The sequence below is a fragment of the Citrobacter sp. CK198 genome (assembly GCF_030333295.1).
GTDB lineage: Bacteria > Pseudomonadota > Gammaproteobacteria > Enterobacterales > Enterobacteriaceae > Citrobacter_B > Citrobacter_B koseri.
Genome location: NZ_JAOWGE010000027.1, coordinates 100,498 through 114,705, shown reverse-complemented (window position 1 = coordinate 114,705; position 14,208 = coordinate 100,498). Strand labels below are relative to the sequence as shown.

The 14,208-nt window shown below is 54.9% G+C and carries 11 protein-coding genes; 6 read left to right on the top strand and 5 right to left on the bottom strand.

Annotation, left to right across the window (positions count from 1 at the left end):
* Positions 1–15: 15 nt before the first annotated feature.
* Both OGY62_RS05585 and OGY62_RS05580 read right to left on the bottom strand, forming a co-directional pair.
* Positions 16–1,557, bottom strand: coding sequence for an MASE1 domain-containing sensor histidine kinase (locus tag OGY62_RS05585; protein WP_012133636.1), 1,542 nt, complete (start codon positions 1,555–1,557; stop codon positions 16–18).
* The gene (locus tag OGY62_RS05580) at positions 1,557–2,186 is read right to left on the bottom strand and encodes a response regulator transcription factor (protein ID WP_230011876.1); all 630 of its coding nucleotides are present in this window, start codon (positions 2,184–2,186) and stop codon (positions 1,557–1,559) included. Before OGY62_RS05580 ends, OGY62_RS05585 begins: the two co-directional genes overlap by 1 nt.
* A 343-nt stretch (positions 2,187–2,529) precedes the next feature.
* On the opposite strand from OGY62_RS05580, the gene tauA reads away from it, so the two are divergent.
* From tauA to tauD, 4 genes are read left to right on the top strand one after another with little or no spacing between them, the layout of a single operon-like run.
* The gene (tauA, locus tag OGY62_RS05575) at positions 2,530–3,492 is read left to right on the top strand and encodes a taurine ABC transporter substrate-binding protein (RefSeq protein WP_012133631.1); all 963 of its coding nucleotides are present in this window, start codon (positions 2,530–2,532) and stop codon (positions 3,490–3,492) included.
* Positions 3,493–3,502: 10 nt separating this feature from the next.
* Positions 3,503–4,270 carry a taurine ABC transporter ATP-binding subunit gene (tauB, locus tag OGY62_RS05570; RefSeq protein ID WP_012133630.1) on the top strand — a complete coding sequence of 256 codons (768 nt, stop codon included), beginning with the start codon at positions 3,503–3,505 and terminating at the stop codon, positions 4,268–4,270.
* Entirely contained in the window at positions 4,267–5,094 is an 828-nt protein-coding gene (tauC, locus tag OGY62_RS05565; protein ID WP_199976779.1) for a taurine ABC transporter permease TauC, read from the top strand. Before tauB ends, tauC begins: the two co-directional genes overlap by 4 nt.
* On the top strand, positions 5,091–5,942 hold the full coding sequence (gene tauD, locus OGY62_RS05560) for a taurine dioxygenase (RefSeq protein ID WP_286459300.1): 852 nt from the start codon (positions 5,091–5,093) through the stop codon (positions 5,940–5,942). Before tauC ends, tauD begins: the two co-directional genes overlap by 4 nt.
* A 108-nt stretch (positions 5,943–6,050) precedes the next feature.
* Here the strand turns inward: tauD and olsF are convergent, their stop codons facing one another.
* Together olsF and hemB are read right to left on the bottom strand one after the other, a co-directional pair.
* A complete protein-coding gene (gene olsF / locus OGY62_RS05555) occupies positions 6,051–7,766 on the bottom strand; it encodes a bifunctional ornithine lipid synthase OlsF (RefSeq protein ID WP_115609559.1) in 1,716 nt (571 codons plus the stop codon).
* 168 nt (positions 7,767–7,934) lie between these two features.
* Positions 7,935–8,909 carry a porphobilinogen synthase gene (gene hemB, locus OGY62_RS05550; protein WP_012133626.1) on the bottom strand — a complete coding sequence of 325 codons (975 nt, stop codon included), beginning with the start codon at positions 8,907–8,909 and terminating at the stop codon, positions 7,935–7,937.
* 494 nt (positions 8,910–9,403) lie between these two features.
* Between hemB and ehaB the strand changes: the two genes are divergently transcribed.
* Positions 9,404–12,325 (top strand): autotransporter adhesin EhaB, encoded by a 2,922-nt coding sequence (gene ehaB / locus OGY62_RS05545; RefSeq protein ID WP_012133624.1) that lies wholly within the window; start codon positions 9,404–9,406, stop codon positions 12,323–12,325.
* 86 nt (positions 12,326–12,411) lie between these two features.
* On the top strand, positions 12,412–13,035 hold the full coding sequence (iprA, locus tag OGY62_RS05540) for a hydrogen peroxide resistance inhibitor IprA (RefSeq protein ID WP_047458555.1): 624 nt from the start codon (positions 12,412–12,414) through the stop codon (positions 13,033–13,035).
* Here iprA and ampH read toward each other — a convergent pair whose 3' ends face one another.
* Entirely contained in the window at positions 13,036–14,193 is a 1,158-nt protein-coding gene (gene ampH, locus OGY62_RS05535; RefSeq protein ID WP_049011959.1) for a D-alanyl-D-alanine-carboxypeptidase/endopeptidase AmpH, read from the bottom strand.
* Positions 14,194–14,208: the final 15 nt, after the last annotated feature.

Genomic DNA, 14,208 nt, shown 5'->3' with positions numbered 1-14,208 from the left:
AAGACTTTTTCCTGGTCAGGACGTGGTTTGTTGCAAAATTGTGGGCAAGTTAACAATTACCCGCGTGCCGTGCAGCGATTCGAGCGTCAGTTCGCCGCCCAGCGCGCTGACCCGTTCGCGCATCCCCTGAATACCGAATCCCGGCATTTTTTCAGGCTGGATGCCGGTGCCGTTGTCCCGAACTTCCAGATGGAGGGTCTGTTTCTGCTGGCTTAACAGAATCGTGACCTCGCTGGCTTCGGCATGTTTACAGACGTTGTTCAGCAGTTCCTGCAACAGGCGGTAGAGAGTAAACCTGACGGTTTCATTTTCCGGGGTAAGCGTAAGGCGATACTCAAACTGGCAGCGAATCCCACGTTCGGGGAACGCGAATTCGTTGACCAGATGATGCAGCGCCTCTTTGAACGACAGCTCATCCAGCGCGGGGGGACGTAGCTGGCGTAACAGCTGGCGGGTAGAGTGGTGAATACGGCGGGCGAGATCGTTTATCTGGCTGGCGGCGGCCTGCGTCTGCGCCGGATCGCGCGCGCGTTTCACGAGCTGTGACTGGATCTGAATGGCGGTGATGTTCTGCCCGATCTCGTCGTGTAGCTCGCGCGCCAGGTTTTTGCGCGTATCCTCTTCGGTATGGATCAGCTTTTCGGTCAGCGCCCGGCGCGCCGCCAGCTCCGCCTCCAGACGCTGGCGATAGTGGTGCAGGTTTTGCGCCAGATGCTGCTGGCGGCTGATGGCGATCCCAAGACCTATGCCGAGTAGCGCCTGGGTGGCGAGGAAAATCTCCAGCTCGACCAGGTTGTTAAACCCGACGCCGACCTGGCGGGCGATGGTGATCATCATGCTGCCCAGCAGCCCGGAGAGCACGCCGCCCTGCCAGCCAAACTTCCACGCCATCACTACGTTAGGCAGGAACACCACGATCAGCAGCAGGCGTTCAATTTCCGGCGACAGCACCATTTGCGTGCCGATGCCGATAATAAAGAACAGGCTGCACCAGATGATCAGCGAGGTGCGCAGCGGCGGGTTGTTGGTATCCAGCCCCAACAGGTGATAACGGTGCTGCTGGCGTAAAAATTCAAATACCAGATAAACAAAGGGGGTGAGCAGCACGCCGCCGGTAAACGACGCCAGGCCAGTCAGCATTGCCGGGCTTTTTATAAAGGGCGACAGCAGGGCGGTATTCAGCAGCGAGGCCAGCGTGACGGCGGCCAGCAGCAGCGTGAGACGCTGCCAGTACAGGGGAAAACGGTGCCAGAATTTTTGTCCGATGCTGGCCGGGATCAGGCAGATCAGCGGCGCCGCCAGCAGGACGTAGCCGCTGAGCAGTTGCTCGCTATGGAGCCATAACGGCATCAGCACCGGCGGCAGTATCAGCGCGGGCCAGTAACGGCGGGAGAGTAAAATCAACAGCGCAAGATAAACGCCGTGCGGTAAAAAGAGCGCCGCCTGTTGGCCGTTATGGGTCAGGTAAAAGCCCAGCGTCCATAGCATCAGCCAACCTGTTCCCCAGGCCAGCAGGATAAACAGTGAGATCACCCAGTAACGCACGCCGCGAGACATCAGTGCCCCGTCAGCAACTGGTGGTCGAGGGCGAAATGCACCAGCTCGATGGTACTGTGGCACTGCAATTTACCCAGTACGTTAGCACGGTGGACGTGAACGGTTTTATGGCTGAGGTCGAGCTTAAATGCGATCTCTTTGACGCTGTCGCCTTTGACCAGTAAATCAAAAACTTCTCGCTCACGGGGGGTTAATACCTCCAGAACTTGCGCCGGCCGTTCACCGCCGCGCAGCGCCCGTAACGCATCGGCGCACAGATAGTGGCCGCCCATACCGACGGAACGCACCGCCTGAACCAGCTCTTCCGGCCCGCAGCGTTTGGTCAGATAGCCGCTGGCGCCTGCATCCAGCGCGCTTTGCACAAACGCTGGCGTGTCGTAAATGCTGAGGACGATGGCGCGAAACGTGGGTTTTTGCGCGCGTAGCCGCTTTAACAGACTCAGCCCGTTTTCGTCCGGCATCGCGATATCCAGCACCGCGACGTTAACGTCATCGCGCAATAATGCGGGCCAGGCTTCCGCCGCGCTGCTGTACTGGCCTGCTACGTCCAGATCGTCTTCAAGACTTAATAATTGCGCAAAGCCGGAACGCACCACCACATGGTCATCAACCAGCACCACACGAATCATATGCTTACTCTCTTGCCGAATAATGCCTCTATGATGCCTACCCCCGCTGCGCTGGCAATCATCCGGGTGTGGTTATGGAATGAATGTAACAAAATCGCAATAATTTGCAGGGTGTTGTTGTCGTGGTAGGCCTGATAAGCGTAGTGCCATCAGGCATGGATTGCCGGATGGCGGCGCAAGCGCCTGATCCGGCCTGCAACTCAATGCTAAATACATTTCCACACTAACCATTCCCGTTTTTTTTCTAAAAACGCTTTGCTATTAGCAAGAATTTTTAATTCCTTTATCAAACACGGCCGCAACGAAATACTGCCCCCATAACAAGACAGGGGAGCAGACAATAATGGGTATTTCATCGCGTAACACACTTCTCGCCGCACTGGCGTTTATTGCATTCCAGGCGCAGGCGGTTAACGTCACCGTCGCGTACCAGACATCCGCCGAACCGGCGAAAGTGGCGCAGGCGGATAACACCTTCGCCAAAGAGAGCGGGGCGACCGTTGACTGGCGTAAATTCGACAGCGGCGCGAGCATCGTGCGCGCGCTGGCTTCCGGCGATGTACAGATCGGCAACCTTGGCTCCAGCCCACTGGCGGTCGCCGCCAGCCAACAGGTGCCGATTGAGGTTTTCCTGCTGGCGTCAAAACTGGGGGAATCCGAAGCGCTGGTGGTGAAGAAAACGATCGCTAAGCCAGAGGATCTCATCGGCAAACGCATTGCGGTGCCGTTTATCTCCACCACCCATTACAGCCTGCTGGCGGCGCTGAAACACTGGGGCATTAAGCCCGGGCAGGTCGAAATCATCAATCTGCAACCACCGGCGATCATTGCCGCCTGGCAGCGTGGCGATATTGACGGCGCTTACGTCTGGGCGCCCGCCGTTAACGCGCTGGAAAAAGACGGGAACGTGCTGACAGACTCGGGGAAAGTCGGCGAATGGGGCTCGCCGACGCTGGATGTGTGGGTAGTGCGTAAAGACTTCGCGGAAAAACATCCAGAGGTGGTCAAGGCATTCGCGAAAAGCGCCATCGACGCGCAGCAACCCTACATTGCCAATCCTGAGGCGTGGCTTCAGCAGCCGGATAACATCAGCAAACTGTCGCGCTTAAGCGGCGTGCCGGAAACGGACGTGCCGGGGCTGGTGAAAGGCAATACCTACCTGACGGCGCAACAGCAGGCCGTTGAGCTGAACGGGCCGGTCAATAAAGCGATTATCGACACCGCGCAGTTCCTGAAAGAGCAGGGCAAAGTGCCCGCCGTCGCGACGGATTATAGCCAGTACGTCACCGATCGCTTTGTGCAATAAGGAGGCGCGGATGCTGCAAGTTTCCCATCTCTTTGCTGATTACGCCGGTAAACCGGCGCTGGAAGATATCAATCTGACGCTCGACAGCGGTGAGCTGTTAGTGGTGCTGGGCCCGTCAGGGTGTGGGAAAACCACGTTGCTGAATCTGATCGCCGGTTTTTTGCCTTATCAGCACGGCACGATCCAACTGGCGGGCAAACGGGTCGATGGGCCGGGTGCGGAGCGCGGCGTCGTTTTTCAGAACGAAGGGCTGCTGCCCTGGCGCAACGTGCAGGATAACGTCGGACTTGGCCTGCAACTGGCGGGAGCGGACAAAACCCGGCGTCAGCACGTTGCGCAGCAGATGCTGAAAAAAGTCGGGCTGGAAGGGGCGGGAAAACGCTTTATCTGGCAGCTTTCCGGCGGGCAGCGCCAGCGTGTCGGCATCGCCCGCGCGCTGGCGGCCAATCCTCAACTCCTGCTGCTGGATGAGCCTTTCGGCGCGCTGGACGCTTTCACCCGTGAGCAGATGCAAACGCTGCTGCTGAAACTCTGGCATGAGACCGGCAAGCAGGTATTGCTCATTACGCATGATATTGAAGAGGCTGTGTTTATGGCGACGGAGCTGGTGCTGCTTTCTCCTGGCCCCGGTCGCGTGCAGGAGCGGCTGTCGCTTGATTTCGCCCGCCGCTTTGTGGGGGGCGAATCCTGCCGCAGCATTAAATCCGATCCGCAGTTTATCGAGACGCGGGAGTATGTGTTAAGCCGCGTCTTTGAACAACGGGAGGCCTTCTCATGAGCGTGGTCATCAACGATAAGCTGCGTCAACGCGGGTTGAAATGGCGCTGGCCGTTCTCTCGTCGCATTACCCTGAGTATCAGCACATTAGCGGTGATTCTGGCCGTGTGGTGGAGCGTAGCGGCGTTGCAGTTAATCAGCCCGCTGTTTCTGCCGCCGCCGGGGCAGGTGCTGCAAAAACTGATCGCCATCGCCGGGCCGCAAGGGTTTATGGACGCCACGCTGTGGCAGCATCTGGCGGCGAGCCTGACGCGCATTCTGCTGGCGCTTCTGGCCGCCGTGATTATCGGCATTCCGGTGGGCATTGCGATGGGGCTAAGCTCAACGATACGCGGCATTCTCGATCCGATCATTGAACTCTACCGACCAGTCCCGCCGCTTGCGTATTTACCGCTGATGGTGATCTGGTTCGGGATTGGCGAGACCTCCAAGATCCTGCTGATCTATCTGGCGATTTTCGCCCCGGTCGCCATGTCGGCGCTGGCGGGCGTCAAAAGCGCGCAGCAGGTTCGCATTCGTGCGGCGCAGTCGTTAGGCGCCGGACGAGTACAGGTATTGTGGTTTGTGATTCTGCCCGGCGCGCTGCCGGAGATCCTCACCGGATTACGCATTGGCCTGGGCGTGGGCTGGTCAACGCTGGTGGCGGCTGAGCTGATTGCCGCCACCCGGGGTTTAGGGTTTATGGTGCAGTCCGCCGGGGAATTTCTGGCAACCGACGTGGTGCTGGCGGGGATCGCGGTGATTGCGGTGATCGCGTTTATTTTAGAACTGGGTCTGCGTGCGCTTCAGCGCCGCCTGACGCCCTGGCATGGAGAAGTACAATGAGTGAACGTCTGAGCATTACCCCGCTGGGGCCGTATATTGGCGCGCTGGTTTCCGGCGCGGATCTGACCCGCCCGCTGAGCGATAATCAATTCGAACAGCTGTATCACGCGGTGCTGCGCCACCAGGTGGTTTTTCTGCGTGAACAAGCCATTACGCCACAGCAACAGCGCGCGCTGGCACAGCGTTTTGGCGATCTGCATATTCATCCGGTCTATCCCCACGCCGAAGGCGTCGAAGAGATTATCGTGCTGGATACCCATAACGATAACCCGCCGGATAATGATAACTGGCACACCGATGTGACCTTTATTGAGACGCCGCCAGCAGGGGCGATTCTGGCGGCAAAGGAACTGCCCTCTACCGGCGGGGATACGCTATGGGCCAGCGGTATTGCCGCATATGACGCGCTTTCCGAACCGTTTCGCCAGTTGCTGAGCGGTTTGCGGGCGGAGCATGATTTCCGTAAATCGTTCCCGGAATACAAATACCGCAAAACTGACGAGGAGCATCAGCGCTGGCTTGAGGCGGTAGCCAAACATCCACCTTTGCCGCATCCGGTGGTGCGTACCCATCCGGTGAGCGGCAAACAGGCGCTGTTTGTGAATGAAGGCTTTACCACGCGGATTGTCGATGTGACGGAAAAAGAGAGCGAGGCGCTGCTTGGATTCTTGTTTGCGCACATCACAAAACCGGAGTTTCAGGTGCGCTGGCGCTGGCAGCCTGATGACGTAGCCATCTGGGATAACCGCGTCACTCAGCATTATGCCAACGCTGATTACCTGCCGCAGCGGCGCATTATGCACCGGGCGACGATTCTGGGAGATAAGCCGTTTTATCGCACACCGTAATAGATAATCACACTATTCGGTTAGGGAACGGTTAGGGAAATGCAGGCCTGGTAAGCGCAGCGCCATCAGGCACGATGTGGCACCGTGCCGGATGGCGGCGTAAACGCCTTATCCTGCCTGGAAACCCAAATGCGCGCCAATATAGCGCTGATACCTGTTTGCCTTCAGATAGGTTAAATCGACCAGCACCAGACCATCCACGCAGTTGCTGAACGCCGGATCGTTACCGAAATCAATAAACTGTACGCCGCCGGGGTCGCAAAGTTCGGAGTACTGTTTGTAGAGCGGGGGAATACCGCAGCCCAGATTGCCGAGCAGCGATTTCAGCCGCGTCAGATCGTCGTTGTAGCTTTTGCCTTCAAACTGCGCCAGTACGTCCGGCAATGACGCGGGGTAGGGCTGGCGTGATATCGCCAGCGGGTGCGTCGGCGGGAACCACAGGCGATAAAAGGCCACCAGTAAATCCCGCGCATCCGCAGGCAGACCGCCGGAAATAGACACCGGGCCGAACAGGTATCGGTATTGCGGATAGCGCGCCAGATAAGCGCCAATGCCAGACCAGAGATAGTCCAGCCCGCGACGTCCCCAGTAACGCGGCTGGATAAAACTGCGACCCAGCTCAATGCCGTGCTGCATCACTTGCGCCATCTGCTCGTCGTAATGGAACAAACTGTAGCTGTAAAGCCCTTCTATGCCGCGTTTTTCCTGCTGCTGCGCGCAGGGAATGAACCGATAGGCGCCAACAATTTCCAGATCGTCTTCGTCCCATAAAATCAGGTGCAGATAGTCGTCATCATAGCGGTCGGTGTCCCGACGCTTTCCGCTGCCTTCGCCAACCGCGCGAAAGGCGATTTCACGCAGCCGCCCCAGTTCCCGCAGGATGGGGACATCCTCTTTGCCGTTGCGCTGCCAGAGGTAAATGTGCTTCCCGTCGGCGGTGTGCCCAAGGCATTCCGCCTGGGCGAGATCGCGTTTGAGGTGCGCTCTGTCTTCTGCGCGGGCTATCGTACTTTCGGTGGTGAATAACCCAGGGCGTCCTTTACCTAATGCCGCGACGTGCTGACGGCATTTTTCGGCCTGCTCGCGGACGTTGGTTTTCGTGGCGGACCACTGTGTCCAGGCGATTTGTTGGCCGATGCGGAGCGGCAGGCTGCTGCGACGCCGACGAAACATCTGCTGCATCAGGAGTAGCAATGCGAAGGTGGGGGACACCAGGCTGCTGGCGTAAAACAGCGAGCTGTTACGCGCGTTGATATGTACGGGAAGCAACGGCGTGCGGTATTTCTCCGCCACCCGGATAAACCCGGAATGCCATCGGCCTTCCCTGATTCCCTGCGTTGTGAAGCGCGCCACTTCGCCCGCCGGAAAGAAAATTAACGCTCCGCCAGCCTGTAAATGCGCATCTATCTGTTGTAGCGATGATTTTGGCGTGCGCCCGCCGATGTTGTCCACGGGAATGAAAAGTGAGCTGAGCGGTTGCAGATGCGAGAGCAGGCGGTTGGTCACTACTTTCACGTCACGGCGCACACGCGAGATGGCATACAGCAGGGCCAGCCCATCAAGCGTGCCTGTCGGGTGGTTGGCAATGATGACCAGCGGGCCATGTGCGGGGATGTTTTCGAGGTCGTGTGCGGGGATATCGCAGCGTATTTCAAGGTGTTCGAGAACCTGTTCCACCATGTCCACCCCTTTCAGATGGGGATGGCGGGATGCAAATTGCTGAAATTCTTCTTCATACAGCAACCGCCTGAGCAGATTTTTTTGCCAGGGTGTCGGCCTCGCCTGAGGCCACAGGTCGTCGAGTACGTTATCGAGACTAAACATAGCGGCTCCTCCTCCCGTCCTGTGCTGACAGTAGAAGGTACAAATGTCGTTTGTATGACGATGAGGTGACGTTTTGTGACAGTGCCGGATGGCGGCACCCGGCCTACAGATGTCAATCCCGTAGGCCGGATAAGCGCGGCGCCAGCAGGCACCGCAGGTCAGAAAGGATTAACGCAGGATTTTTTTCTCCGCCAGATCCAGCGCGAAGTAGCTGAAGATCAGATCCGCGCCCGCGCGTTTGATCGAGCCTAAGCTTTCCAGCACCACTTTCTCTTCGTCGATTGCGCCCGCCATCGCGGCGAATTTGATCATGGCGTATTCGCCGCTGACCTGATACGCGCCGAGCGGTAATTCGGTACGATCGCGGATATCACGCAGAATATCCAGATAAGCGCCAGCAGGTTTCACCATCAGGCAGTCCGCGCCCTGCGCTTCGTCGAGCAACGACTCGCGAATCGCTTCACGGCGGTTCATCGGATTCATTTGATAGGTCTTACGATCGCCTTTCAGTGCCGTACCGGCCGCTTCACGGAACGGGCCGTAGAAAGAGGAGGCGAACTTGGTGGAGTAGGACATGATGGCCGTATCCGTAAAACCGGCGGCATCCAGCGCCTGGCGAATAGCCTGCACCTGACCGTCCATCGCGGCGGAAGGGGCAATAAAATCAGCGCCCGCAGCGGCGGCGACCACCGCTTGTTTACCGAGGTTCGCCAGGGTTGCATCGTTGTCGACGCCGTGTTCGCACAGCACGCCGCAGTGGCCGTGGGAGGTGTACTCACAGAAACAGGTGTCAGACATCACGATCATTTCTGGCACGGTTTGCTTGCAGATGCGCGACATGCGCGCCACCAGGCCGTCTTCTTTCCAGGCATCGCTGCCGGTGTCGTCGGTATGGTGGGAAATGCCGAAGGTCATCACTGAACGAATGCCAGCGTTGGCGATGCGTTCAATCTCGCGTGCCAGATGTTTTTCAGGAATGCGCATGACGCCAGGCATGGCGTCGATCGCTTTGTAGTCGTCGAGTTCTTCTTCAACAAAAATCGGCAACACCAGGTCGTTTAAACTGAGTGTTGTCTCTTCAAACATGGCGCGCAGCGCAGCGGATTTGCGCAGGCGACGGGGGCGTTGGATTAGGTCTGTCATGGTATGCCTGATGTTTGTGGAATCGAAACGTCGAGTATACCTGAACCTGCCGCGAGGTGTTTTACGAAAGTTGTCCTTATGTGAAGTATTGCGGGTTGCTGTTAATGAAGCGATTAAATATTCGCAATTAGTATTTCTATGAATAAGATTATTTTTGTTAGTGATACATTTATTTCTGGTTTTAATTTTATTAAATGTTGTTTTAAGCTCTTCTGTCCTTTATTTATTGGTGATTTCTTTATTTCTTCATCATATATCATTCAGTTAAATAAGTAACTTCTATTTCCCTTTCTAATTTATTGAAAACTGGCGATTTAAAAAATATCTGTGATTTTGCTGGTGGTTTTTTAATTGTCCGCTTTCGGACATTAAACAAAGAATAATTGAACCTTTCAATGCTGACGCCGCATAATCGACCTGCGAAACATAAAATGTTTTCTATGCATTGATAATTGATGGATCAACTATATTACGTCCCTGAGGAGGGATGACAAATGCACTCCTGGAAAAAGAAACTTGTAGTCTCACAATTAGCACTGGCCTGCACTCTGGCAATCACCTCTCAGGCAAATGCTTCTACGGATATTTCTGGAACCACCTACACAACATTCAACCACTATAACGACGCAACCTACGCTGATGGTGTTTATTATGATGGTTACGTAGGCTGGAACAACTACGCGACCGATAGCGTTTATAACGGTGATATTTATCCGGTTATCAACAACGCTACCGTTAACGGCGTAATCTCAACCTACTATCTGGATGATGGTCTTTCTACCAACACCAACAGTAATAGTCTGACAATCAAAAACAGCACCATTCACGGGATGATCACCTCTGAGTGCATGACCACCGATTGTGTGGGTCGTGATGCGACCGGTTATGTTTATGACCGTCTGGCGCTGACTGTTGATAACTCAACCATCGATGATAACTACGAGCATTATACCTATAATGGCACGTACACTGATGGTACGGCGGATACGCATGTTGTTGACGTTTACAACCTGGGTACTGCGATTACGCTGGATCAGGAAGTTGACCTGGTCATCAAAAATAATTCCCACGTTGCGGGTATTACGCTGACTCAGGGTTATGAGTGGGAAGACATTGACGATAATACCGTTAGCACCGGCGTCAACAGCGCTGAAGTGTTCAACAACACCGTCACGGTGACTGACTCTACGGTGACCTCTGGCTCATGGTCAGATGAAGGGACTTCCGGTTGGTTCGGTAACACCAACAACGCGAGCGATTACAGCGATTCTTATACTGCTGATGACGTGGCGATTGCGGCGATTGCGCATCCGAATGCGGATAACGCAATGCAGACCACTGTTAACCTCAGCAATTCTACCCTGATGGGCGACGTTGTTTTCTCCAGCAACTTTGACGAAAACTTCTTCCCGAACGGGGCGGATACTTATCGCGATACGGACGCTGACCTGGACACCAACGGCTGGGATGGTACTGACCGTATGGATGTTACGCTGAACAACGGCAGCAAGTGGGTTGGCGCGGCAATGTCCGTACATCAGGTTGATTCTGATGGTGACGGCGTGTACGACAGCTTTGCTGCGGGCACCGATGCCACTGCGACGCTGATCGACATTGCGGCTAACAGCCTGTGGCCTTCCTCTACTTACGGCATTGACAATAATGACACCGCGTATGGCGAAGATGGTCATGTTGTTGGTAACGAAGTCTATCAGAGCGGCCTGTTCAATGTGACGCTGAACGGTGGTTCACAGTGGGATACCACGAAAACCTCGCTGATTGATACGCTGAGCATCAACAGCGGTTCCGTCGTGAATGTGGCAGACTCTGATCTGGTTTCTGACAGCATCTCCCTGACCGGCGGCGCGGCCTTGAATATCAATGAAGATGGTCATGTTGCAACTGATGAACTGACAATCAACAACAGTACCGTCACGATTGCTGATGATGTGTCTGCTGGCTGGGGCGTGTACGATGCCGCACTGTATGCAAACACCATCAACGTCACCAACAACGGCGTTCTGGATGTGGGCAACAGCACCGCGTATGCGCTGCAAGCTGATACCCTGAATCTGACCAGCTACACCGATGCTAACGGTAACGTGAATGCAGGTGTCTTCAACGTTCACAGCAACAGCTTTGTGCTGGATGCCGATCTGACTAACGATCGTACTAACGACATCACTAAGTCTAACTACGGCTACGGTGTGATCGCGATGAACTCTGATGGTCACCTGACCATCAACGGTAATGGCGATGCCTGGACTGGCGATCAATCTGAAGTCGATAACGCGGGTGATAACGTTGCTGCGGCAACCGGTAACTACAAAGTGCGTATCGATAACGCGACCGGTGAAGGTTCTGTCGCTGATTACAAAGGCAAAGAGCTGATCTACGTTAACGACAAGAACAGCAAAGCCACCTTCTCCGCAGCGAACAAAGCTGACCTGGGGGCATACACCTATCAGGCTCAGCAGGAAGGCAACACTGTTGTTATGCAACAGATGGAACTGACCGACTACGCGAACATGGCGCTGAGCATCCCGTCTGCAAACACCAATATCTGGAACCTGGAACAAGACACCGTTGGTACTCGTCTGACCAACTCTCGTCATGGTCTGGCTGATAACGGCGGCGCATGGGTGAGCTACTTTGGCGGTAGCTTCGATGGCGACAACGGCACCATTAACTACGATCAGGATGTGAACGGCATCATGGTCGGTGTTGATACCAAAATTGACGGTAACAATGCTAAATGGATTGTCGGTGCGGCGGCTGGCTTTGCGAAAGGTGACATGAGCGACCGTACCGGTCAGGTGGATCAGGACAGCCAGTCTGCCTATATCTACTCTTCCGCTCGCTTTGCCAACAATGTCTTTGTTGATGGTAGCCTGAGCTATTCTCACTTCAACAACGATCTGTCTGCCAACATGAGCAACGGCCAGTACGTTGATGGCAACACCTCTGCGGATGCGTGGGGCTTTGGTCTGAAACTGGGTTATGACTGGAAACTGGGCGACGCTGGCTATGTCACGCCGTACGGTAGCGTATCCGGCCTGTTCCAGTCCGGCGACGATTATCAGCTCAGCAACGACATGAAAGTTGACGGTCAGTCTTATGACAGCATGCGTTATGAACTGGGTGTTGATGCAGGTTATACCTTCACCTACAGCGAAGATCAGGCGCTGACGCCTTACTTCAAGCTGGCCTATGTTTATGACGACGCGAATAACGACGCCGACGTAAATGGCGATTCCATCGATAACGGCGTAGAAGGTTCTGCGGTACGTGTTGGTCTGGGCACTCAGTTCAGCTTCACCAAAAACTTCAGCGCTTATACCGATGCCAACTACCTCGGTGGTGGTGATGTCGATCAAGACTGGTCCGCGAATGTGGGCGTTAAATACACCTGGTAATTGTTTTTCATGATGAAAACGCAGGTGATTTAATCAAAGGAAATGCCCGTCATGGATATGGCGGGCATTAATGCAAGGATGCGCATATGCTGTCTCTGAATAAACCACTTCAGGAATTTAGTAAGCTCGATAAGTGCCTGTCTAAATACGGCACGTACTTTGAATACGCCGATGAAAAGCAGGTTGTCTATTCGAATGATGCCAATCAAGGCGATACGTTTGTCATTTTAGACGGTCTCATCTCTTTGCGCAGAGGGGAGAACGTGCTTATGGGGATAACGCAGGCTCCCTTTATTATGGGGATTGCTGATGGCGTGATGAAAAATGATATCGAATATAAATTAGTCACGGAAAGTCGTTGTACCGGTTATTTTCTTCCTTCTTCCCACGCGATAAAAATCCTTGAGCAACACCAGTTATGGCGTGAAGCCTTTTGCTGGCTGGCATGGGAAAACAGAACTCTGGAACTGCGCGATCTGCAATTAATTGGCAATAACTCGTATGATCAAATTCGGGCGACGTTGATCGCGATGGTTGACTGGGATGAAGGGTTGCGAGCGCGTATTGGCGTGATGAACTACATTCATCAGAGAACGCGAATTTCCCGTTCCGTAGTGGCTGAAGTGCTCGCCGCGTTACGCAAAGGGAACTACATCGAAATGAAAAAAGGCAAACTGGTCAATATCAACCATTTGCCTTCAGAGTATTGATCAGGACGCTGGCACGATCAGCGGTTTATTTCCGCTCAATTCTGTTACCAGGTCGTTGATGCCATCGCTCATATTAGTAAATCGCGTAAGCGGTGAGCGAGTGACGACCACAAAAGCGCCAACGTTGTGTTGCGGAATCATCGCCATATAGGTGATGAAACCACCGCCGCCGCCGGTTTTTTGAATAATCCCCGGGCGTCCGTTTTTAGGCGCCATATAGACCCAGCCTAAGCCCAGCGCATCGGCTTTGCCCGGCACGTCCATACCTGTCACCCGTGTGAGCTGAGTTCGCTGATAAATCAGCGTCTGCATACGATCGGCCTGATTACTGCGATGATAAAAGTCGGATGAGAGATATTGCTGCATCCAACGCATCATATCTCCCGGCGTGGAATAGACGCCGCCGCTGCCAATTGCCGCCAGCGTGTTGTTACAGGGACTGGCCCCTTTCTCCGCCACCATCAGGCGCTTGCACTGATCGGGGGAGGGGGTAAAGGTTGTGTCTTTCATCCCCAATGGGCGCGTAATCTGTTCTTCAAATAACTGCGTGTAGGGTTTGCCGGATGCGGTTGCCAGCGCGTCAGCCAACAGGTCAAACGCAAGGTTGGAATAAGACGCCTGCGAGCCAGGAGCCGCTTTTAGCGTTGCGGTAGAGAGGTAGCTCCAGCGCTGTTCGCGGGTTGGCCAGACAAATACCGGGCGATGCGGCGCGCCGCCGGGTTGCTCACGCGGCAGGGCGCTGGTATGGGTCGCCAGATTCACCAGGGTGATAGGCGTTCCGTTGTAGGTCGGTACGCGCGCACCGGGCGGGGCATACTTGCTCAGCGGGTCGTGTAATTTCACCGTCCCCTGATCGAGCAGTTTGACCAGCATCTCGCTGGTCATGAGTTTCGTGATAGACGCAATGCGAATAACGGAGTCCAGTTGAGGATGTACGTTATTGCCGGGGCGAGTCTCCCCGAAACTGCGGAACACGCGTTGATTACCATCAATCACCACCAGCGCCATTCCCGTCGCGCCGCTGCCGTAAAAGATATGGTTGGCATAACGATCAACGATATCGGAAGCGAAAACCGGATCGGTGATTGGCTGTGCCGCCTGGACAGATGTCAATGACGCCGCGCACAGCACGGCAGAAAAAAGCAGACTACGTTTCAACGGTTGTGTCCATCA